The organism is Tepidamorphus sp. 3E244 (assembly GCF_046159835.1).
In the GTDB taxonomy this organism is placed as follows: domain Bacteria; phylum Pseudomonadota; class Alphaproteobacteria; order Rhizobiales; family Tepidamorphaceae; genus JACKJK01.
In genome coordinates this window covers 1,642,468-1,665,354 of record NZ_JBJXCY010000001.1, presented here as the reverse complement: position 1 = coordinate 1,665,354, position 22,887 = coordinate 1,642,468, and the positions used below count along the sequence as shown (strand labels likewise).

Here is a 22,887-nt window from a genome sequence, read left to right as displayed (position 1 = left end):
AGCAACCAAGCGTAAGTAGAAATACGGGCGGGACCTGCAGGCGACCGAAAAATGACCTGCGATCCGCCGTTGCAACAGAGGATGGCAGTCGTGGCGGATTTCATTGGAACAGCTGGTGCAGACGAGTTCACCGGCTTGCCGACCGAGAACAACAACTACTATTTCACAGCGCTAAATCTGACGAGCGCCGACATCGTCACCGGTGCGGGTTCGGGTATGTCCGTCAGCGACAACCTATACATCACGACTGCCGGCACGATCACCGCGGCAGACCTGTTTGGATTTTCTGAATTCGAGTCGGTCCAGCTGTTCGACGGCGGCACCAACGCCATCACGCTGACGTCCGGTCTCCTGTCAAACAGCAGCACCGGCGTCTTCGGCATCACGGGTGGCTCGGGCGATGACACCATCGATGCTTCGGCGTCGGGTGCGAGCGACGTCGTCAGCGTCGGCCTTGGTGGCGGCATCGATACTTATATGGGCGGTGCGGCGAGCGACTTCGTCAATATCAGCATTTCCAACTTCGACGGGATGGATGTCATCGCCACGGGCGCTGGACATGACACACTCGTTTTCCAGAGCGGCGGAACGCTGAGCCCGTGGCACTTCGCCCAGGTTTCGGGCATCGATGCCATCGTACTTCAGGCGCCCACCAACCTGACCCTGTCCGACGATGTGGTGTCCGCCTCAGACGCCAATCGTCTGGCAGTGGTGGGTTCAAGCGGTGACGACATCATTGATGCCTCTCCCGTAAACGGGGCCGGAAACGGCGTCTATATCGACGGGATGGAAGGTGCCGACAACATGATCGGCAGTTCCGGCGACGACATCTTCGTCGTGGACAATGCTGGCGACAACGTCACCGATCTGCTGGGCGGCAACGATCAGGTGAACAGCTACGTGTCATTCGTGCTGTTCAGCGGGCTGGAAAACCTGTCCCTGATCGGCAACGACAACACCAACGCGATCGGCAATGCGGGCGACAATATCCTGCTCGGAAACTCGGGCGACAACATCATCGATGGCCTGACAGGTGCTGACACGATGGTCGGCGGCGATGGAAACGATGTCTTCGTCGTCGATGACGCCGGTGACATCGTTGCCGACAATCCCGGCGCGAGCGGCGGTATCGACCAAGTCAATTCCTGGGTTTCATTCGCGCTATTCTCACATCTGGAGAACCTGTCCCTGCTCGGAACCGACGACAATTCGGCGGTCGGCAATGATCTCAACAACATTCTTATCGGCAACAGCGGCAACAACGTCCTGGACGGCCTGAGCGGCGCGGACACCATGTTCGGTGGCGATGGCGATGACACCTATGTGCTCGACAATGCCGGCGACACCGTCAACGAGGGCTTCGACGAAGGCATCGACCAGGTGAACAGCTATGTCAGCTACGCGCTGATGGCCAATGTCGAGAACCTGTCGCTGCTGGGCACCGACGACATCAACGCGACCGGCAATGGCCTGACCAACGTGCTGCTTGGCAATTCCGGTGACAACGTGCTGGACGGCGGCGCGGGCGCAGACGTCATGATCGGCGGGCAGGGGGACGACACGTATGTCGTGGATGATGCGGGCGATTTCGTCGGTGAAGGCGCTGGCGAAGGCACCGATCTCGTTCGGTCGTCCATCACCTACACGCTCACCCCCAATGTCGAGAACCTGACCCTGACGGGTACGGACACGATCGACGGGACCGGCAACACGCTCGACAACGTCATCACCGGCAACAGCGCGGGCAACGTGCTGACTGGTCTTGGCGGCAACGACACGCTCGATGGCCAGGGCGGTGCCGACACGATGATCGGTGGCACCGGCGACGACACCTACGTGGTCGATGACGCCGGCGACAGTATCTTGGAACAGACGGGCGAGGGCACGGACGAAGTTCGCTCCTCGATCAGCTATACGCTGGGCAGCGATGTCGAGAACCTGACGCTGACGGGCACCGACAATGTCGATGCCACAGGCAATGCCGCGATCAACGAGATCACCGGCAATGCCGGCGACAACACCATCGACGGTGGAGCGGCAGCCGACCTCATGATGGGCGGCGGCGGCAACGACACCTTCATAGTCGACAATACCGGCGACACGGTCGTCGAGAACTTCAATGAAGGCACCGATGAAATCCGTTCTTCGGTCACCTACACGCTGCCCGAGCATGTCGAACTTCTGACGCTGACCGGCACCGACAATATCGACGCCACAGGCAACGCGCTCGACAACACCATCACGGGAAATATCGGCGACAACATCCTGGATGGCGGCAGCGGCGCCGATACGCTGATTGGCGGCGGCGGCAACGACACGTTCTTCGTGGATGACGCAGGCGACGTGATCATCGAGGGCACGGGCGAAGGCACCGACCTCCTGCTTGCCAGCGTCACCTACACCCTTGGCGACAACGTCGAGAACCTGACATTGACGGGTGGCGGCAACATCGACGGGACCGGCAACGAGCTCGACAACACACTCATGGGCAATACCGGCGTCAACACCCTGATCGCGGGAGGTGGCGACGACGTACTCGATGGCCAGGAAGGCGCCGACACGATGATCGGCGGCCTGGGAAACGATCTGTATTACATCGACAATCTTGGTGACAGCATCGTGGAGTCCATGTCCGCGGGCACGGACCTCGCCCGGGCATCCATCTCCTTTACACTCTCGGGCAACGTCGAGAACCTCGAACTGATGGGCAGCGCCGATACCAGCGGCACCGGCAACGAACTTGACAACGAGATCACCGGCAACACCGGCTCCAACCTGCTCGACGGTGCCGAGGGTGCGGACGTGATGATCGGTGGGGATGGCAACGACACCTATATCGTCGACAACATCTCGGACGTCGTGATCGAGAACGCGCTGGAAGGGACGGATGAGATCCAGAGCACGGTCTCCTACACCCTGTCAGCCAATGTCGAGCGCCTGAAGCTGCTCGGCAGCAATGCCATCAACGGTGTCGGCAATGCGCTCGACAACATCCTGGAAGGCAACATCGGCGACAACATCCTCGATGGTGGGGAGGGGGACGACACCATGACCGGCGGCGGCGGCGATGACATGTTCATCTTCGGTGCCGGTTGCGGCAACGACATCATCACCGACTTCACCGCCGGGCTTCTCTCCGGCGACCAGATCGACCTGAGCGATTTCGGGATCGGCAGCTTCCTGAGCCTTGTGCTGAGTTCGGTTCAGGATGGTGCGGACACACTGATCGACCTTGGCGGCGGCGATTCCCTGACCCTTCAGAACGTCGACCTGCTGGACCTGGTGGGCGGAGACTTCCTCCTCTCCTGACGACCAGGCCATCCAAGGGCGCGGCGGAAGAACTCCGTCGCGCCCTTATTCCGTTCCCGGCCACAGGTGCCGGGTGCGGGACTTGAGTTGGCGAAGAGCTGTACCGATCCGGTCCGGCAAGCGCGGTGGCGCCAGCGCCAGCTCTAGAACCTCGGCATTAAGTGCGTCGTGGCGGCCTGCCAGGCGCATGGCGTGGAAATCGGAAAAATGACCCGCCCGCACAAGTCCCGCCTTGCGCTGCACGAGGCTTCGGAAGGCGTTCTCGTCGGTCCGGTCGAGACGGCGAAAGCCGGCCTGGCGGTCGGTCAGCCGATGGACGCGCCCGGCACCTGATCCGGATTCCCAAAGCGACAGCCGACGAAACCATTCGCGCTGGTCGAAATGCCAGTCGTGGCAAGGGCCATTGATATCGTAATTTGCCGTCTGACCCCACCAATCGGACAGCAAGTCTCGAATATCGGCCGCGTCACGGATGCCACCATTGCATTCGCTCCAAGTCGATGGCGCAGCGGCGTTGTAGCAGATCGGGATCTCGCCGCCGGCTTCCAGAACGCCGGAGCGGTAGATGAGCAACTTGTCTGGCGGCACGTCCCGCGCATGGCCGTTGAAATATTCGGCGCTCAAGGGAAGCATGTTGATGTCGCTGACAATGACGGCATCGTCTGTCTGCCCGCCGAGAACAGCAGGGTAGAGCAGGCGGATGCACTGCGCCTGAAAGGCCGTATGAGCGTCGTTGAGCGGTTGGAACAGGTCGATCGCGTCAGCGTGTGTCTGCAAGGAACCGGGAATGCTGTCGGCAATGAGGACCATCCGGGTCTCGATGCCGCAGACCTCGCGCTAGGCCCTGCGCACGAGCGGGAAGAAGCCGAGATAGTCCGGATTGAGGTCGCAAGCGACCAGGCACGTCCCGATCTTCACCGTGTCTTCGCCTCGCTTGCCGCCTAGGTTTCGTCAACCTCGCGCTGGCTGTAGTCGGCGGTTGTGAAAACCGGCGTTTCCCCGTCGATGCCCTGCAGTTCGAAGGCCCCGGCCTGAAACACGTCCACGGGTGGATTGGCTGCAAATTCCGGCCCCAGCACGAGCGGGATGCCGAGTTTCTTGGTGACGGACTCAAGCCGGGCGGCACGGTTCACCGGTGAGCCGACTGCGGTGTAATCGAAGCGCCGGGACGAGCCGAAATTGCCCACCGAGCAGACGCCGGTTTCGACCGCGACCCCGATGCGGATCGGCTCCAGGCCGCGCGCGACGAGCTGGTCATTCTCCCAGGCAACACGCGCGATGAGCGCCTGTGCGGCCGAAAGCGCGCGCGCCCGGTGGTCCTCCTGGTCGAGCGGCGCATTCCAGAACGCCAGCACCGCGTCCCCCATGAACTTGTCGATGGTCCCGTCGCGGTTGAGGATTTCCTCCGTCGCGATGCCGAGGAAATGGTTCACGATCGCGATCAGCTTGTCGGCCTCGAGGCTTTCCGAAAGCGACGTGAAGCCGCGAATGTCCGTCATCAGGATGGAGATTTCGCGTTTCTCACCGCCCAGCAGCGCATCGGTGTTGGACTGCATCAGCCGCTCGACGACGGCAGGTGACAGGAACTGCCCGAACTGGCGCGCAAGCGTGCTGCGCCGGGCTTCCGAGCGCCGGTACTGGGTGTAGCCCTCCGCCGCCGAGACGAGAAAGATGCCGAAGGCGGGCAGCACCGGATCGACAAGCTCGCCCTGGTGGATGTAACCGAACCACGCTGCGGCGAACGGCAGGGCGATCAGGGCCGAGATGAAGACGAAACCGGCGATCATGTAGCGGGTCAGGAACGCTGAGCCAAAGATGACGGCAAGTGCACTGACGAGGAACCAGCCGCGCTCGACTGTTCGTGCGTTCCCCATCTCCTGCAGGTACTGGCCGGCCAGCATCTGCTCGATGAGCGAGGCATGGATCAGCGCGCCGGGGCGCGCGGCGCTGCGCGGGGTCACGCGGTAGTCCGTCACGCCAACGGCATCCAGCGTGATGATGGCGATGGTGCCGGTGAGGTCGGCGCGCACTTCGCCGCGCATCAGGTCGGCGGCGGACACCGATAGCGGTACGTCGTCGGATTCCCACAGCATGACCGTGCCGGGAGCCTCAAGCTCGATGGTGGTGCCTGCAATTCGCAGCGCGTCGAACCCGTCCGCCCCCATGCGCACCACGAAGCCCGGTTGCTGGGCGAACAGGCGCACAAGTTCCAGTGCAAAGGACGGCCAGACCTGCACGCTGCGCGTGTCCGCGGATTGCGTGTCGCCATAAGGTGTCCTGAGCCACACGACGGGCAGATGGCGAAGCACGCCGTCGGCATCGGGGATCGCACGGATCACGCCGAGACCCTTGGCGGCCTCGTTCAGTTTTGGCAGGGACGCCGTGAGTCCGGTGAAGCCGGGAAAGGTTTCCGGCACGTTGCCGACCACCGACCAGCCAGCTTTCGGTTCGGCCTCGTGGGGCGTAGCGGCAGCGCCAAGGCTGACTGCGAGAACGGAGTTGGTTTCCTGCAGGGCGCGCGCCAGTTCGTCATCGCCGGCCCCGTCGCCGCCTTCGGCCTCGGGGAACAGGACGTCGACACCGATGACCGCTGCGCCCTGGTCCGCGATGGCGCGCACGAGTGTCGCGACCTTGTCGCGGCTCCAGGGCCAGCGCCCGTAGCCCGCGAGGCTCTGGTCGTCGATACGCACGATGATGGTCGGGTTGGGGGCGGGCGGGCGCGGCGAGAGGATCTGGAACTGGTCGTAGATGCGCGCGCGGGCATTATCAAGTTGCGGGTCGAAGACGACGTGCGCTGCCAGCAGCACCGCCATCACCATCAGGCCGGTCAGCCAGTGACGGAGATTGTGCCGCAGAAAGGCGAGCATTCGGCGGAACTACTTATCGTCGACTGAAAAACCGGGGCCCGTTATGACCACGTCATCATCGTCGTAATTACCGGAATCTGCGGGCGGGTTGGAACCTCCCTGATCCGGGAACTCGATCGTGTAGCCGGGAAGTCCGCCATCGACGGACTTGCAGGCCGATACCGTGTTGCCGATATCGGACGCGCAAAATGTCGACACGTCAATGCCGCCACCGGGCGAGCCGGGCACGCCGGTGCCGGCGATTTCGTCGAGGCTGTCGAGGATCGGGAACGGGTCCAGCCCGCCATAGCCGACATTCAATTGGCCGTTTTCCGCGGTGCAGCCATAGCCGGGGTTGGTCACCACCTGGCGCTTGCCGTTCACCTCACAGACCATCCGACCGGCGCGCAGGATGGCGATTGTCGTGCTGCCGATGACCACGATCTCGATGATCCCGCCGCGCGCGCCCAGCACCATGTGCGGGGTCGTGACCTGCATCGTGCCGCCCTTGGAGATCTTGCCGCCGTAGAAGCGGGCCAGCCCGCTGTCGAGCGAGATGCCGATCTGGCCCTGCCGGGAGCCGGGCGAATAGACGAATTCGTCGATGGTCAGGCTCGAGTTCGGCCCGATCTTGGCGCTGGATTCATCCTCGAACACGATCATGCCGAGGCCGGTCTGGTTGCTGTTCAGGTTGTCACCGAGATAGACCGGCGCGCCAACGCCCAGCGTGCCGGCGTTGTTGCGCACGATGTTGGTCTGGTAGGCCGTCGTGGTACCGACCGGGGCGGCGAGCGCCGATGGCACGGTCAGGCCCACGGAAACGAAGGCTGAAAGCAGTGCGGCGGTGAATGTCTTGAACGTCATGTCAGGCTCCCGCGCCAATCACTCCAGGATGTAGCTGTAGCTGAGGATCGCGGTGATCGTCTCGCGGTCGAGCGCCAGCGGATTGTCGTACTCGGTTTCCGTGTATGTAAGGTCGAAGCTGACGAATTGCTTCTCCCCGATCTGGAAATCGTGCTCGGAGCTGATCTGCCAGTAGTCGGTGTTGATCTGCGGCGGTGCGAAAATTCCCTGATCGGGAGATGTGCGCTCGCCGACGCCGAGACCAAGCTGGTGCGTCCAGATCAGCCGCTGCGGTATCGTGTAGACCACGCCGCCGACGGAGGCTTCGGCGAACCACGCATCACCGATGGTGGTGCTGCCGCGGTAGTCCTCGCTGCCCTTGATGGCGAGACCGGCTGACCAACTGCCCGTCAGGCGATGGCTCAGGCCGGCTTCCCACGAGAAACGCTCTTCGGTCAGAACCGTGGCATCGCCGTCGACCCAGCCGTAGCTGACGCCGGCGAAGACGAAGCTGTCCACGGTCGGGCGCGCGGTAAAACGCAGCGAAATGCCGGTCTCGGTTTCTTCCTCGTCGGATTCGAAGGTTTCGCCCTGGTAGTAGCCGCTGAGCAGCATGCGCAGGGTTTCGATGCCGAAATTCGGCAGGCCCTTGTCCCAGGTCACGGCAGCCCGGCCGCGCAGGTAGTCCTGATCGCCGCTGGTGCTGGTCAGGTCAACGTCGAAGTAGCGGTGGCTCGCCTCGACATAGCCCGAATAGATGATCGCATCGCGGGTGGCGGTCTTCAGGTCCTGCCGCAGAATCGCGACCGCGCGGGCAAACGGCGCGACATCATCGCGGTCAGCGCCGTTGTCGAACTCGATCCACTCGCTGCGCACACCCGCCGTCAGCGTCAGGGACCCGCTCCAGCCCGCAATGGCCTTCTCGATGCGGCGCAGGAGATCTTCGGCCTCCCGCGTTTCGGCATCGCTCAGCGTGCCGATATCGAGCGCGTGCTGCACCTGACGGCGTGCGAGTTCATAAGACGAGAGGTGGTTGTAGAGCCGCCCGGCAATCAGGCGGGCCTTTGCATCGCGCGGATGGGCGATGAGATGCTGCTCGACGGTGGAGAGCGCTTGGTCGTACTGACCTTCGCGCACGGCAACGTCGATGAAAGTGCCAAGAATGGTGGTGTCGTTGGGTGCGGCCACCCGCGCCTCGAAGGCGGCGGCGTAGCTCGTGTCCAGGCTCTGTGCCTGCGCATTGCCTGCCCCAAGGACTGCAATGCTCGCAAGACCGGCAATCAGGGCGAGTGCGCGCATCATCTTTTCCAGTTCATTCGACCGGACGATTAGAATGTTTCGAATCTTGCCCGTCGGTCGCCTCAATCTGTCGAATTTGCGCGAAGAATGCCCCGGACCTTGTTGGCCCGCAAGTAATCGCTGACGTATGGGGATGTTTACGGCGAGGTGTCGCCGCAATGCATCACCGTGCGGAAGGTGGTGTCGGAGGCGGGGCCGCAGGCCGTTTCTGCGGGAGCGTTGCCAGCAACACGCCGGCTGCCACCCCGGCGATGCCCGCAAGGTGAAAGCCCTTGAGCGTTTCGCCGAGAAAGACGATTGCTTGCGCAATGCCGAAAACCGGCAGCAAGTACATGAAGACGCCTGCAATGCTCGGCCCCAGGGTCTTCACCCCGTACTGGAAGGTCGAGAAGGCAAGCACCGAGGCCAACAACGCCACGCCGAGAATGCTGAACCAGGCTGTCGGTGAGCGCGGGAAGGCACCGAGCGTGACCGTTTCCCACAGCATCAACGGGAACATCAGGATGATGCCGGCGCCCGCAATGGCGCAGAAGAGGGTGATGGTCGGCAGCGCCCGGAAGTGCTTGCGCCGCAGGATCACTGAATAAAGCGCCCAGGCGAGCGCGGAGAGCGCAACACCGATGTCTCCGCCGTTGAACTCGAAGGTGGCAAGCCGCGCCATGTCGCCCTTGAAGATGATGACCGCAACACCGGCAAAGGCCAGCGCGATGCCGGCCATCTGGCGCAGCTTTGGGCGGATACCGCGGAACGCCCATTCCAGCAGCACGATGAGAACGGGGGAGGTGGTGTAGATGAGGGTCGCGTTGGTGGCGGTGGTGTAGCGCAGGGAGAGGTAGATCAGCGCGCCGCAGATCACGATGGCAAGAAACGCCATGGCGAAGATTTCAGCCGCGCTTTGCTTGAGCGCTGGCCAGTTCGCGCGGAGCCCGCGCAGCGCGAAGGGGAGCAGGATCGCGAACGCGATGGCCCAGCGCCAGAATGCGAGCGTCGCCGGTTCCACGGCCCCGGTTGCCGCCCGCCCGATGATGAGATTGGTGGAAAAGAACAGCGGCGAGATGGTGAGCGCGAGAAAGCCCAGGCCCCGCGACGGATTAACGGCGGTATCGGATTGCGCTGCGGTATCGGTCTGGCTGGTCATGCGCACGGCTTAGGTTGCGCGATCAGATTGCGCAATCGGCAACAGCGCATGGGGCCTGCGCGCCGGCGCGGGCCGGATCGCCTCAATTCAGGGCCTGCCCGTCAAACGGCACGGCGGAGCACATGGTGCCGTTGGTGCGCAGGCGGGCGCACAGGTTCACGGCATCGGCTGCATTCGCCATGGGGCCTGCAATCAGGTGGACCGTCAGTCCGCGATCGGTTTCTCGCACGTTCACGCGGGCCTCGTACGGGTCCAGCAAGCGCGCGTGGCGCATGTTCATGGCATCCCACAGGGTGCGCAGGTCCTTGATGTTGCGGGCGGAGGCTATTTCCACGGCAAAGCTGGTCGTCGTGACCTTCACCTGCGCGTGGCGCAAGTCGGCATTCATGGCGTTGGTCATGGCATCGCGCATGACCGTATCCTGCATCTCCACGGGCGCGGTCGCATCGCTGCGCGACGGAAGGCTTCCGGTGATCATATCGCCCGACGCATCACCGGACCGGCTCAACTGGGCCACGCGCTTCAACAGCGCCTTCTTTTCGATCTCGCTGCGCCGGACTTCGGTTTCCAGTCTCGCAATCTGCTCGCCAAGCGCCGCGGCATCCGTCATTGGCACGGCATCCTTGCCGATGGAGCCGGTGACCATGGGCGCTTCATCCTGATCCGGCGCCATGCGGATTGCCACGTGGGTGCGGGAGCGGTCGAGCCACGCAAGAAGAGACTGGTCTCCCAGTTCGGCCTTCAGTGCGGACGAAACCGCAAAAGCGGCCGCCAGCCCGGCGAGCGCCGCCCATGTCATCACCGCGCGCTTGCGCCATGTCGCGCCCTTGCGCGGCTTGGTATAAACGAGGCGCGGGGGCAGGCGGTCTTCTAGGGTATCGACGCTCATGGGTCCGTCATCCTGAACGGCTGGGATTTCGACTCGTCGCGAGCATGACCGCTTGCGGTTAACGAAGCGGTAACGATAAGCGCCTGCGTGACCCCGCACCCGCGACAAGCCCGCGAGCTTGCGCTAGGTGTGGCGCGACTTGAATCACTTGCCGCTTGGAGACGGGTTCCACATGGCCGATACGCTTTTCATCGTTCTAGCTGCGGGCGAGGGGACACGTATGCGTTCTTCCCTGTCGAAGGTGCTGCACAGGATAGCCGGTCGCGAGATGGTCGCCCATGTGATCGCTGCTGCCAGCGGTGCCGGTGAAGCCGATATCGCGGTGGTCGTCGGGCCGGACCGCGAGGACGTTGCCGATTGCGCGCGACGCACCGCGCCGGGCTGCTCAGTCCATGTGCAGGCGGAGCGCCTCGGCACGGCGCATGCGGTGCTGGCCGCGCGCAATGCGGTGAAGCCTGACCACAAGCGCGTTGTCGTGCTCTTTGGCGACACGCCGCTGATGACCTCGCAGACGCTTGAGAAGATGTGCGCTGCGGTCGATTCCGGGGCGAGCGTCGCCGTGCTGGGTTTCGAGGCGGAAGATCCGACCGGCTACGGTCGGCTCGTCATGCGCGGTGATAACCTCGTCGCGATCCGCGAACACAAGGATGCCAGTGCCGACGAACTCGTCATCACGCGCTGCAATTCCGGCGTCATGGCCTTCAATGGCCCGAAGATGCTGTCGCTGCTGGAGCGGATCGGCAACGACAATGCCAAGGGCGAGTACTACCTGACCGAGGCCGTGGAGATCGCGCGTGCCGACGGCGGCAAGACCGTCTCCGAACTGGCTGACGAGGCAGAAGTCGGCGGCGTCAACGACCGTATCCAGCTGGCCGCGACCGAAAGCCTGATGCAGCAGCGGTTGCGTCATGCCGCCATGGCAGGCGGCGTGACCATGACGGACCCCGCAAGTGTCACCCTGTGCCATGACACGGTGTTGGGGCAGGACGTGATCCTTGGTCCCAACGTTGTCTTCGGGCCCGGTGTCCGGATCGATGGTGGCGTGCGGATCGAGGCGTTCTGCCACCTGGAAGGCTGCCACGTTTCATCTGGCGCGCGCATCGGTCCGTTCGCGCGGCTGCGCCCCGGCGCGCACCTTGGCGAGTGCACCAAGATCGGCAACTTCGTTGAGATCAAGAACGCCGACCTCGCCGCCGGCGCGAAAGTCAATCACCTGTCCTATGTGGGCGATGCCACGGTGGGTGAGAACGCCAATGTCGGCGCGGGCACCATCACCTGCAACTACGATGGCCATTCGAAGCACCGCACCAGCATCGGCGCGAACGCCTTCATCGGGTCGAATTCCTCGCTGGTTGCACCGGTCACGATCAGCGACGGGGCCTATGTCGGCTCCGGCAGCGTCATCACCAAGGACGTGCCGCCCGGTGCGCTCGCCATCGGGCGCGGTCGGCAGGTGGAGATGCCGGGCTGGGTTGCAATGCGCGGCAGTAAGGATAAATCCGATAGCTGAGCGACGTTCGTCGCGTTTTCGCGTAAAATTCGGCAACAAATCGTCAGTTGGCAGGTGTGGGCGGCGCAGTTCACATAGCTGACGTGGCCACTCTCCACGGGGACAGATCAAACGCATGTGCGGAATTGTCGGAATCATTGGCAAGGAGCCGGTGGCGGCGGGACTCGTCGACGCGCTGAAGCGGCTGGAATATCGCGGTTATGATTCAGCCGGCATCGCGACGCTGGAAAGCGACGGGCACCTGGCGCGCCGCCGCGCCGAGGGCAAGCTGCGCAACCTGGAAACCCGGCTGTCGGAAATGCCGCTCCAGGGCACCATCGGCATCGGTCACACCCGCTGGGCGACCCACGGCGCGCCGACCGAGAACAACGCGCACCCGCATGTCACCGCGTCGGTGGGGGTGGTCCACAACGGCATCATCGAGAATTTCCGCGAGCTGAAGGACGAATTGAAGGCCGCCGGCGCGCATTTCGAGACAGAGACCGATTCCGAAGTCATCGCGCAGCTTGTCGCGCATCTGATGTCGAAGGGCGCGAACCCACAGGACGCTGTCGCCAGCGCGCTCGAACGGCTCAAGGGTGCCTTCGCACTGGTTTTCATCTTCGAGGGGCACGACCGGTTGCTGATCGGCGCGCGCCGCGGCAGCCCGCTCGCGGTGGGCCACGGGGACGGCGAGATGTTCCTCGGGTCCGATGCCATCGCGCTGTCGCCCTTCACCAACCGGGTGACCTACCTGGAAGACGGTGACTGGGTTGTCGTGACGCCGGACACGCTCACGATCCACGACGCAACGGGAGCGGAGATCGAACGCCCGGTGCAGACGTCGCTGGCCTCCGCCCTGATGGTCGACAAGGGCAACCACCGCCACTTCATGCTCAAGGAAATCTACGAGCAGCCGGAAGTGATCGGCCACACGCTGGCGAACTATCTCGATATGTCGCGACAGCAGCCGAAGATGCCCGAGGACCTGAAGTTCGACTTCGCGAACCTCGACCGCATCACCATCACGGCCTGCGGCACGGCCTATTATGCCGGCCTCGTTGCGAAGTACTGGTTCGAACAATACGCGCGCATTCCCGTCGATATCGACGTTGCGTCCGAGTTCCGCTACCGCGAAACGCCGCTCAAGGCCGGCGGGCTGGCGATCTTCATCTCCCAGTCGGGCGAAACCGCCGATACGCTGGCTAGCCTACGCTACTGCACAGCAGAGAAGCAGCACACGCTGTCCATCGTGAACGTGCGCGAATCCACCATTGCGCGCGAGTCCGAGGCGATCCTGCCGACCAGCGCCGGGCCGGAAATCGGCGTCGCGTCGACCAAGGCCTTCACCTGCCAACTGGCGGTCCTTGCCGCGCTGGCGCTTGAAGCGGCGCGCGTTCGCGGCACACTGTCTACCGAGGAGATCAATCGCCTGTCGCGCTGCCTCATCGAGGTGCCGCGCCAGACATCCGTCGCGCTCCACGCCGAGAACGCCATCGAGGTGATAGCCAAGGACCTCGCGAAGGCGAGCGACGTGCTCTATCTCGGGCGCGGCCTCAGCTTCCCGCTGGCGCTGGAAGGCGCGCTGAAGCTCAAGGAGATCTCCTATATTCACGCAGAAGGCTATGCCGCCGGTGAACTCAAGCACGGCCCGATCGCGCTGATCGACGAACAGACGCCCGTGGTCGTCGTCGCACCGAGCGACAGGCTGTTTGAAAAGACCGTTTCCAACATGCAGGAGGTCGCCGCGCGCGGTGGCCGCATCATCCTCATCACGGATGGCGAAGGGGCCGACATGGCGGGCGACTACGCCGCCGAGGTCGTCACCATGCCAAAAGTTGACCCGTTCGTGCAGCCGCTGATCTATGCCATTCCGGTGCAACTGCTGGCCTATCACACGGCTGTCGTGATGGGGACGGACGTGGACCAGCCGCGCAACCTGGCGAAGTCGGTCACCGTCGAGTAGGTCGCGGGTCGCTTTTGGGCCCCGACTCGCGCGATTTGGCACCTGAAGCGCGGTGCCTGGCGGCTTTTCGCGCGTCCTGTCTGCAACTTCACGGCCTCCGAACCCGTTTCTTCTTCAAGCCGAACGATCCGGCACGAGAAACAACGGGAGCGAACCCATGACCAACAGACGAGCATTTCTGCTGTCCGGCGCAGCCGTTGGCGCGCTGGCTGCGGCAGGCGGACTATTGTACTGGCGCCAGTCCGGCGACGTGCGCGACGCCAGTTTCGAGATTTCACGCAGCGAGGACGAGTGGCGCGCGATGCTGAGCGAGGACGAGTACGCCGTGCTGCGCGAGGAAGCCACCGAACGGCCGTTTTCCAGCCCGCTGAACGATGAAACGCGCGACGGCACCTTCACCTGTGCGGGCTGCGGCCTCGACGTCTATTCCTCGCAGGCAAAATTCAACAGCGGCACGGGTTGGCCGAGCTTCTATGAAAGCCTGCAGGATGCGGTCGAGACGAAGGCCGATCGGAGCCTGCTGGTCGAGCGCACCGAGGTCCATTGCCGCCGCTGCGGCGGGCACTTTGGCCACATCTTTGATGACGGGCCGCCGCCCACTGGCAAGCGCCACTGCCTGAACGGTGTCGCGCTCGATTTCCGTCCGCGCGACGCGTGACCGGCTGACCTGAAGGATCAGTCCTCCGGTCGCGACCATAACCACGCGGCGACCCCTGCAAGGATGATCGTCGTAGAGACGCGCGAGACAAGCGGCGTTGCGCTGAACCAGAAGAGCGCGCAGCCAAGCGAAATGCCGAGCACGGCAGCGATTTTCCCGCGCCGGGAAATCGCCCCGCGTTCGCGCCAGCGCAGGATATGCGGACCGAATTTCGGGTGGTTTGTCAGGTAGGCATCAAACCGGGGCGAGGAGCGCGCGAAACAGGCCGCTGCGAGGATCATGAAGATCGTCGTCGGCATCAGCGGCAGCACCACACCGATCAGCCCCAGCGCGACGAGGAAGAAGCCCGCGCACAGGTACGCGAGCCGCTTCATGCGTCCGGGCAGGGGTGCAGCCGGGGCGACACGGCCGTTCTCGCACTCGTCCATCGGCGGATCCTTCCCGCGCGCAACCGCTTTTTCAGAAAATTTGCTCGAAACTGGATACAGAAGGAAACGGAATAGCTGCTTGCGTGTTCCCAATCATGATAGATTCGCACAAGCGTTCGCTGCTCCCGAAGGATTCCAGATGATCAGCAAAGTGCCTCCCGACAAGGGGAGTGACACACCCCATACCGAGACAACCCTCACCGAGGCGTTGCAACTCGACCAGCTCAGCGCGCCGCCGCCACGCAAGGGCGGGTTCGGCATGCGCCTGCGCAACTATTTCCTGACCGGCCTCGTCATCGCTGCGCCGATCAGCATCACCGTCTATCTGACATGGGCTTTCGTCTCCTGGGTCGATACGTGGATCAAGCCGCTGATCCCGCGCCAGTACAATCCGGACAACTATCTCCCCTTCACGATACCCGGCGTCGGCCTCGTGCTGGCGATCATCTTCATCACGCTGCTCGGCGCGCTGACGGCAAACCTGTTCGGGCGCACGGTGCTGCGCTTCGGCGAGAACATGCTCGATCAGATGCCGCTTGTACGCTCGCTCTACAAGGCGCTGAAGCAGATATTCGAGACTGTGCTGAGCCAGTCGCAGGGCAGTTTCGAGAAGGTCGGGCTTGTCGAGTTTCCCCGGCGTGGTTCATGGGTGATCGTCTTCATATCGACGGCCACGCGCGGCGAGGTGCTGCACCGGGTGGGCGAGGGCGAGCCGATGTGGTCGCTGTTCATGCCGACGGTGCCGAACCCCACCAGCGGTTTCCTGATGTTCGTGCCGCAGAAGGACGTGGTCATTCTCGACATGTCCGTGGAAGAGGCCGCAAAACTGGCGATTTCCGCCGGTCTCGTCATTCCGCCCTTCAAGGACAGCCAGGAAGCCAAGGCCTATGTCGAGGAGCAGGTCGCGCAGAAGAAGCGCACCGAGCCGGTCTGATCATCCCGACCCCAGCAGCCGCACCGCGTGGTCCCTGTCGAACAGGTAGAGCAGGGCGCGCAGGGCATCGCCGCGCTCGCCCTTCAAGTCGGGATCGGTCTCCATGACGAGGCGTGCGTCGTCGCGCGCCATTTCCAGCATGTCGAGATGGACGTCGGGCCGGGCAAGGCGGAAACCCGGCATGCCCGATTGCCGGGTGCCCAGCACATCGCCGCCGCCGCGCAGCTTGAGGTCTTCCTCGGCGATGCGGAATCCGTCCTCGGTCTCGCGCATGACTTCCAGCCGCGCCCGCGCGGTTTCGCCCAGCGGCGGCTTGTAGACCAGCAGGCAGGACGAGGCGCGCTCGCTGCGTCCCACGCGCCCGCGCAACTGGTGCAGCTGTGCAAGGCCGAAGCGCTCGGCGTGCTCGATGACCATCACGGTTGCTTCCGGCACGTCGACGCCGACTTCGACAACTGTTGTTGCGACGAGAACCGGCGTCTGCCCGGACTGGAACCCGGCAAGGGCAGCCTGCTTGGATGCCTGGTCCTGCCGGCCGTGGACGAGCGCGACCTTGCCGGGGAAGACCAGCGCGAGCGCCGCAAACCGGTCCTCGGCGGCGGATGCATCCACCTGCTCGCTTTCCTCCACCAGCGGACACACCCAGTACACGCGGTTGCCGGCTTCTATCGCCCGTCCGACGCCTGAAATGACGTCCTCCAGCCGGTCGTCGGACAGTGCCCGCGTGGCAATAGGCTTGCGTCCGGGCGGCTTCTCATCGAGCCGCGAGACGTCCATGTCGCCGTAGAGCGTGAGCAGAAGCGTGCGCGGGATCGGCGTTGCCGACATGACGAGGAAATCCGGCTTCTCGCCCTTGGCCGAAAGGGCCAGCCGCTGATGGACGCCGAAGCGGTGCTGTTCATCCACCACAACGAGGCCGAGCGACTTGAAGCCGACCTCCTGCTGGAACAGCGCGTGGGTGCCGACCACGATGTTGATCTCGCCGCGTTCCAGTTTCTCGCGCACCGCGCGGCGCTCGGCCTGCTTGTCCTTGCCTGTCAGCAGCGCGACCGTCAGCCCGGCGGCTCCTGCGAAGGCGCTGAGCGTCGCAAAGTGCTGGCGCGCAAGGATCTCGGTCGGAGCCATCAGCGCCGATTGCTGGCCGGCTTCCGCGACCTGAGCCATCGCCATGAGCGCGACGACGGTCTTGCCGCTGCCCACATCGCCCTGCAGCAGCCGAACCATGCGTTCGGGCGAAGCGAGGTCTTCACCGATTTCGGCAACCGAGCGCCCCTGCGCGCCCGTCAGCCCGAAGGGCAGCGCAGAGCGGATGGCGGATTGCTTCTCGCCCGTTCCGGGGCGCGAGATGCCGGAAACCTTCACCGTGCGCTTGCGCACGAGCATCAGTGCGAGCTGGCCCGCGAGCAGTTCGTCATAAGCGATGCGCCGCCACGCCAGCCCTTCCGGGGCGGCATCCTCGGGCACTTCCGGGCGATGCAGCAGGCGCAGCGCATCGGCGAAAGACGGCCAGCGCATCTGGTCCGTCACGCCCTTGTGCTGCCACTCGGCGAGCTGCGGCAGTTTGGATAGCGCGTCCTCGACGGCGCGCGCGACGGTCGCGCGCTTCAGGCCCGCGGTCAGCGGATAGATCGTTTCCACGGGCGGCAGCTTGGCCAGCCCTTCCGCATCCACGATCCGGTCCGGGTGAACCATCTGCAGCCGGTCGCCCCACGCCTCCACGGTGCCGCTGACGTATCGTGTTTCGCCGACGGGCAGCGCACGATCAAGGTAATCGGTACGCGGATGGAAGAACACCAGCGTCAGCGCGCCGGTCTCGTCGTGGCAGTGGACGCGGTAGGGCGCGCGGGAATGGCGCGGCACCGGCTTGTGCTGATCGACGACCACTTCCAGCGTCACGAGTTGCCCCGGCAGCGCCTGCGACAGCGTCGGTCGGTTGCGGCGGTCCACGGTGCCGGTCGGCGCCGTCAGCAGCAGGTCGATGACGCGCGGCTGCACGCCCTCCGGCAAGGGCAGGAGACGGGTCAGGAGCGTCGCGGTCTTGTCGCCGATACCGGCAAGGCCGGTCGCGGGCGCAAACAGCGGGTTGAGGATGTCGGGCCGCATGAGCCGGTTGTAACCCGGCTCGCCGCGAAGGACAGCACCCGGCGCGAAAATTGGTCGCGCGGCAAGCTCATGGGTGGCGGATCGCGCGGCGCAGCGCTATCTGTGGCGGCAACCATCACGAGATCGGACGACACATGACCGGAACCACGCTTTCGAGCGAGAAACTCGATCCGCGCCGCCGCCGCGCGCTGTTCCGGGCGTGGCGTCGCGGCACGCGCGAAATGGACCTGATGGTGGGCCGCTTCGCCGATGACCGGCTCGAGACCATGAGCGACGACGATCTGGCGGTCTTCGAGGAGCTGATCGACGCCCCGGACGTGGAACTGTTCGACTGGGTGACCGGTGCGCAGCCGGTGCCGGAGGCCTACGATACGCCGGTCTTTGCCGCTCTGCGTGAATTCAGCCTGGCGACCGAGCCGGGTACCTTAGCCAGATGACGGCGACGGCGCGCAACCTGCGGCAGGCGACAGGTCCACTCAAGGTTTCCACCACCCCCGGCGAGACGGTCGTTGCGGGCGTGCCGGAAGGCTATGACGCGTTCATCGTTGCTGATGTCGCGCGCCAGTTTGCCGAGGCAGGGCAGGGCAGCGCGGTGGACGCGATCTTCGTTGCGCGCGACGTGCCGCGCATGTCCGCATACGCCGAGGCCGCCGCTTTTTTCACACCCGATGTCGAAATCCTGACGCTGCCCGGCTGGGATTGCCTGCCGTTTGACCGCGTGTCGCCGACGCCCGGCGTCCTCTCCCAGCGGCTTGCGACCATGGCGCGGCTCGTCGTGCCGCGTGCGGGCAAGCGCCCGGTCGTGCTGGCGACCACCGTCGGCGCCATCATGCAGCGCATGGTGCCGCGTGCACGCGTTCAGGGTGCAGCGCTTTCGCTGCGGCCTGGCCAGATCGTGGAACTGTCGGCCATCGTCACCTGGCTGGAAGCGAACGGCTTCATGCGCACCGGCACCGTGCGCGAAAGCGGCGAATACGCGGTGCGCGGCGGCATTCTCGACCTGTTCTCGCCGGGTGAAGAGTCGCCCGTCCGGCTAGATTTCTTCGGCGACACACTGGAAACGATTCGCGCGTTCGATCCCGAGACCCAGCGCACCATTTCTCAGGCACCGGGCCTCGATCTGGTGCCGCTGAGCGAAGTCCTGCTGGACGAGGAAACGATCCGCACGTTCCGCGCGGGCTACCGGTCCGCATTCGGTGCGACGTCTTCCAGCGACCCGGTCTACGAGGCGATTTCCGCCGGTCACCGGCACCAGGGCATGGAGCACTACCTGCTGCTGTTCTACGGCGAGCTGGAGACGATCTTCGATTATTGCCCGCAGGCGCCCTTCCTCCTCGATGCGCTGTCGCGCGAGGCCTATGGCGAGCGCCACGCGCAGGTGCGCGATCATTACCTCGCCCGCAAGGCCGCGCTCGAAGAGGGCAGCCGCCACGAAACCTCGTCTTACAGGCCGCTTGACCCTGATACGCTCTACATGCCTCTGGAGCGCTGGGCGGACGGTCTGGAGGACCGCCGCGCCGTCTCGCTCAATCCCTACCAGGTGCCGGAAACCGGGTCGCGCGAAGTGGTCGATGCCGGGGCAACCAAGGGTCGCGATTTCGCGCCAGAGCGGCAGGACGAGCAGGCCAACGTCTTCAATGCGCTGGTGACGCATCTGCGCAAGCTGGCAGGCCAAGGCAAGAAGCTGGCGCTCGCCTGCTGGAGCGATGGCTCGCGGGCGCGTCTTGCCGACATGCTGCAGGGGCACGGCTGGGACAACGTGCGCGAGGTCAACAGCTTCGCGGAGATCGCCACGCTGGAGCCGCGCGAGGCCGGGCTGGCCGTACTTGGGCTGGAAGCAGGGTTCGAGACGGATGATTTCGCCATCATCGGCGAGCAGGACGTGCTGGGCGACCGCTACGCGCGGCCCCGCAAGAAGTCGCGGTCGGGCGCGGACATACTCACCGAGGCGGCTAGCCTGACGCCGGGTGACTACGTCGTTCACGTCGACCACGGTATCGGTCGGTTCATCGGGTTGAAGACGATCACCGTCACCGGCGCGCCGCATGACTGCGTCGAGTTGCACTATGCCAATGACGACAAGCTGTTCCTGCCGGTCGAGAACATCGAGCTTCTCAGTCGCTACGGTGCGGAAGAGGCGAGCGTCACGCTGGACCGGCTGGGCAGCATCGGCTGGCAGGCGCGCAAGTCGAAGCTCAAAGAACGCATCCGCGAGATGGCGGCGAAGTTGATCGAGGTCGCAGCCGCCCGCGCCATGCGCACCGCACCGAAGATCGAGAAGCCGGACGGTCTCTACGACGAATTCGCCGCGCGGTTCCCTTACGCGGAAACCGACGACCAGCTACAGGCGATCGACTCGGTTCTGGACGATCTCGCCAGCGGGCGGCCGATGGACCGCCTGGTCTGCGGCGACGTCGGTTTCGGCAAGACGGAAGTCGCCCTGCGGGCGGCCTTCGTGGCTGCTGCGGCGGGCTTCCAGGTTGCTGTCGTCGTGCCGACGACGCTGCTGTCGCGTCAGCACTACAAGACCTTTCGCGAACGCATGTCGGGCTTTGCGCTCAACGTGGCGCACGCCTCGCGCCTGGCCGGGCCAAAGGAGCTTGCCGCGACCAAGGCCGGCATCAAGGACGGCTCGGTCGACATCGTGGTCGGCACGCACGCGCTGCTCGGCAAGTCGATCCAGTTCAAGAATCTCGGCCTGCTCATCATCGACGAGGAGCAGCATTTCGGCGTCGCCCACAAGGAAAAGCTGAAGCAGCTTCGCGCTGACGTCCACGTGTTGACGCTGTCGGCAACGCCGATACCGCGCACGCTGCAACTGGCGATGACGGGCCTGCGCGAACTCTCGATGATCGCGACGCCGCCGGTCGACCGTCTCGCGGTGCGAACCTATGTCAGCCCGTTCGACCCTGTCATCCTGCGCGAGGCGCTGCTGCGCGAGCGCTATCGAGGCGGTCAGACCTTCTTCGTGTGCCCGCGTATCGCCGACCTTGAAGACTGCGCGGCGTTCCTGCGCGACAGCGTGCCGGAACTGAAGATGGCGGTTGCCCACGGCCAGCTTGCCCCCGGCGACCTCGACGAACTCATGTCGGCCTTCTACGAGGGCAAGTACGACGTGCTGCTGTCCACGGCGATCGTGGAATCCGGCCTCGACGTGCCGACCGCAAACACCCTGATCGTCTACCGCGCGGACATGTTCGGGCTGGCGCAGCTCTACCAGCTTCGCGGCCGCGTCGGCCGCTCCAAGGTGCGCGCCTACGCCTATTTCACCACGCCAGCCAACCGGATGCTGACGCCTCAGGCCGAAAAGCGCCTCAAGGTCCTGCAATCGCTCGACAGCCTCGGTGCGGGCTTCATGCTGGCGAGCCATGACCTCGATCTGCGCGGCGCGGGCAACCTGCTCGGCGAGGAGCAGTCGGGTCATATCCGGGAAGTCGGCTACGAGCTGTACCAGGCCATGCTGGAAGAGGCGGTTGCCGCGCTGCGCTCGGGCGACACGGGCCTTGCGGAGGACCAGTGGTCGCCGCAGATTTCTGTCGGCGCGCCGGTCCTGCTCCCGGACCACTTCGTGCCCGATCTCGACGTACGCATGCAGCTCTATCGCCGCCTGTCGCAGGTCTCCAGCGATGCCGAGGTCGAGGCCTTCGGCGGGGAACTGGCTGACCGGTTCGGGCGCTTGCCCGACGAGGTCGAGGACCTGCTGGAAGTCGTGCGCATCAAGCTGCTGTGCCTGCGCGCGGGCGTGGAGAAGGTCGAGGCCGGGCCGATGGGCGTCGTCGTGTCCTTCCGCGACAATCGCTTCGCCAATCCGCGCGGGCTGGTGGAGTTCGTCGCCAACGAGGGCCGCCGCGCCAAGGTGCGTCCGGATCACTCGATCCTGCTCAAGCGCGACTGGCCAGCCGCCAGCGATCGGCTGACCGGCACACGCCGCCTGTTGAGCGACCTGGCGAAGCTGGCTGAAGCTAGCTGAGCGGTTCGGCCGGTAGGACGGAAAATTCTTCCCGTTTGCCCTGCACATCTTGCCGAGGTGGCGTGTTGCCGCCTCGTCGGCGACAAAAAAAACCCAGCGTTTCCCACTCGGTTCGTCTGGCGCGCAACTTGCAAACCCGGCTTTGTATTCGCCAACAGCCGGAGCCGACGCGCCCATGCAGATTACCAGCCACCAACAAGCCGGATCGGTCCTCCGCCAATCCAGTGTGACCACTCCGACGGCTGATGCATCGGCCAACAGTGCCCAGCCGTCAGCAACCGGCGCAACGCCGCCGCCGGCCTATTCCAAGGCACCGGGCGTTTCCGCCGCCGTCAGTGCCGCACTGCTGCAGATCCAGGAGACCGGCAGCGCCTTCAATCGCGACGACACCCGGCTGATGCACATCCGCGGCGTTTCGGAGCAGGACCGGCAGCGCTTTGCCGAGATCGTTCAGGATGCTGCGAAGAATGGCGGTTATGACGATCCGCTCGGCTATGTCGGGTCGCTCTCCAAGGCAGACATTGGCGTGCTGCAGCGGGTCCACAGCCTGGCGGAGCCGCGCGGTGTCACTGGCGTGAAGTCAGAGGAGGGCGCGTTCAACCTGCTGCTGCCGCAAAGCCAGCAGGTGGATACCAACAACGACGCCATCGTCGAGCGCGGCATGGCGAAGGGTTTCGTTTTCCCGCCGCCCAATTCACCACAAGGTGTGAAGGATGCGTGGGAGGCAGCGACCGCCGACATGAGCGGCAGCGAACGGATGATGGCTGTCGCACCGTTCCTGTCGCTCTCAATCGGGGCCAATATCGAGCTGGATGACAGCGGCAAGGTTGTCGGCGTCCATGAGCCGGGTGAGGCGGGCTACAAGAACGTCTTCGGCACGACCAGCGCGGAATGGACAGAAATGCTGGCTGACATGATCGAAGGCAGCCGGTCGATGGAGGCCATCGATCCGCTCTATATCGAGCGCACGAAGCTGCTGGAATCCTTCGCGGCAAACATAACGGAAGTTGTCTAG

General features: G+C 64.5%; 17 protein-coding genes. 9 read left to right on the top strand and 8 right to left on the bottom strand.

Going from position 1 to position 22,887, the window contains the following annotated elements:
• Positions 1–90: 90 nt before the first annotated feature.
• Complete coding sequence (locus ACKTEK_RS07875; protein WP_409164676.1) at positions 91–3,309, top strand: beta strand repeat-containing protein; 3,219 nt, start codon at positions 91–93, stop codon at positions 3,307–3,309.
• A gap of 45 nt (positions 3,310–3,354) precedes the next feature.
• On the opposite strand, the gene ACKTEK_RS07870 is transcribed toward ACKTEK_RS07875, so the two are convergent.
• Positions 3,355–3,882 (bottom strand): hypothetical protein, encoded by a 528-nt coding sequence (locus ACKTEK_RS07870; protein ID WP_409164675.1) that lies wholly within the window; start codon positions 3,880–3,882, stop codon positions 3,355–3,357.
• A gap of 24 nt (positions 3,883–3,906) precedes the next feature.
• Here ACKTEK_RS07870 and ACKTEK_RS07865 point away from each other — a divergent pair, with 24 nt between their 5' ends.
• Positions 3,907–4,254 (top strand): hypothetical protein, encoded by a 348-nt coding sequence (locus ACKTEK_RS07865; protein WP_409164674.1) that lies wholly within the window; start codon positions 3,907–3,909, stop codon positions 4,252–4,254.
• On the opposite strand, the gene ACKTEK_RS07860 is transcribed toward ACKTEK_RS07865, so the two are convergent.
• The 5 genes from ACKTEK_RS07860 to ACKTEK_RS07840 all read right to left on the bottom strand — a co-directional run bounded on the left by ACKTEK_RS07860 (position 4,251) and on the right by ACKTEK_RS07840 (position 10,324).
• On the bottom strand, positions 4,251–6,176 hold the full coding sequence (locus tag ACKTEK_RS07860; protein ID WP_409164673.1) for a CHASE2 domain-containing protein: 1,926 nt from the start codon (positions 6,174–6,176) through the stop codon (positions 4,251–4,253). The genes ACKTEK_RS07865 and ACKTEK_RS07860 overlap by 4 nt on opposite strands.
• 9 nt (positions 6,177–6,185) lie before the next feature.
• Positions 6,186–7,019: a FecR domain-containing protein gene (locus ACKTEK_RS07855; protein ID WP_409164672.1), complete on the bottom strand. Its 834-nt coding sequence runs from the start codon at positions 7,017–7,019 to the stop codon at positions 6,186–6,188.
• Between the two features lie 18 nt (positions 7,020–7,037).
• Positions 7,038–8,297, bottom strand: coding sequence for a tetratricopeptide repeat protein (locus tag ACKTEK_RS07850; protein ID WP_409164671.1), 1,260 nt, complete (start codon positions 8,295–8,297; stop codon positions 7,038–7,040).
• Positions 8,298–8,460: 163 nt separating this feature from the next.
• Positions 8,461–9,435 carry a DMT family transporter gene (locus ACKTEK_RS07845; RefSeq protein ID WP_409164670.1) on the bottom strand — a complete coding sequence of 325 codons (975 nt, stop codon included), beginning with the start codon at positions 9,433–9,435 and terminating at the stop codon, positions 8,461–8,463.
• An 82-nt stretch (positions 9,436–9,517) separates the two neighbouring features.
• On the bottom strand, positions 9,518–10,324 hold the full coding sequence (locus ACKTEK_RS07840; RefSeq protein WP_409164669.1) for a hypothetical protein: 807 nt from the start codon (positions 10,322–10,324) through the stop codon (positions 9,518–9,520).
• Between the two features lie 172 nt (positions 10,325–10,496).
• On the opposite strand from ACKTEK_RS07840, the gene glmU reads away from it, so the two are divergent.
• The 3 genes from glmU to msrB all read left to right on the top strand — a co-directional run bounded on the left by glmU (position 10,497) and on the right by msrB (position 14,437).
• Positions 10,497–11,834 (top strand): bifunctional UDP-N-acetylglucosamine diphosphorylase/glucosamine-1-phosphate N-acetyltransferase GlmU, encoded by a 1,338-nt coding sequence (gene glmU / locus ACKTEK_RS07835; RefSeq protein ID WP_409164668.1) that lies wholly within the window; start codon positions 10,497–10,499, stop codon positions 11,832–11,834.
• Positions 11,835–11,949: 115 nt separating this feature from the next.
• The gene (gene glmS, locus ACKTEK_RS07830; protein WP_409164667.1) at positions 11,950–13,779 is read left to right on the top strand and encodes a glutamine--fructose-6-phosphate transaminase (isomerizing); all 1,830 of its coding nucleotides are present in this window, start codon (positions 11,950–11,952) and stop codon (positions 13,777–13,779) included.
• 157 nt (positions 13,780–13,936) lie between these two features.
• The gene (gene msrB, locus ACKTEK_RS07825) at positions 13,937–14,437 is read left to right on the top strand and encodes a peptide-methionine (R)-S-oxide reductase MsrB (RefSeq protein WP_409164666.1); all 501 of its coding nucleotides are present in this window, start codon (positions 13,937–13,939) and stop codon (positions 14,435–14,437) included.
• A 17-nt stretch (positions 14,438–14,454) separates the two neighbouring features.
• Here msrB and ACKTEK_RS07820 read toward each other — a convergent pair whose 3' ends face one another.
• Positions 14,455–14,865 (bottom strand): YbaN family protein, encoded by a 411-nt coding sequence (locus tag ACKTEK_RS07820; protein WP_409164665.1) that lies wholly within the window; start codon positions 14,863–14,865, stop codon positions 14,455–14,457.
• 139 nt (positions 14,866–15,004) lie between these two features.
• On the opposite strand from ACKTEK_RS07820, the gene ACKTEK_RS07815 reads away from it, so the two are divergent.
• Positions 15,005–15,799, top strand: a complete 795-nt coding sequence (locus ACKTEK_RS07815; RefSeq protein WP_409164664.1) for a DUF502 domain-containing protein — start codon at positions 15,005–15,007, stop codon at positions 15,797–15,799.
• Here the strand turns inward: ACKTEK_RS07815 and recG are convergent, their stop codons facing one another.
• Entirely contained in the window at positions 15,800–17,902 is a 2,103-nt protein-coding gene (gene recG, locus ACKTEK_RS07810) for an ATP-dependent DNA helicase RecG (RefSeq protein ID WP_409164663.1), read from the bottom strand.
• A 134-nt stretch (positions 17,903–18,036) separates the two neighbouring features.
• Here recG and ACKTEK_RS07805 point away from each other — a divergent pair, with 134 nt between their 5' ends.
• The 3 genes from ACKTEK_RS07805 (at position 18,037) to ACKTEK_RS07795 (ending at position 22,887) form a co-directional block, all read left to right on the top strand.
• Positions 18,037–18,339: a succinate dehydrogenase assembly factor 2 gene (locus tag ACKTEK_RS07805; RefSeq protein WP_409164662.1), complete on the top strand. Its 303-nt coding sequence runs from the start codon at positions 18,037–18,039 to the stop codon at positions 18,337–18,339.
• Positions 18,336–21,872, top strand: coding sequence for a transcription-repair coupling factor (mfd, locus tag ACKTEK_RS07800; RefSeq protein WP_409164661.1), 3,537 nt, complete (start codon positions 18,336–18,338; stop codon positions 21,870–21,872). Before ACKTEK_RS07805 ends, mfd begins: the two co-directional genes overlap by 4 nt.
• Before the next feature lie 226 nt (positions 21,873–22,098).
• Positions 22,099–22,887, top strand: a complete 789-nt coding sequence (locus tag ACKTEK_RS07795; protein ID WP_409164660.1) for a hypothetical protein — start codon at positions 22,099–22,101, stop codon at positions 22,885–22,887.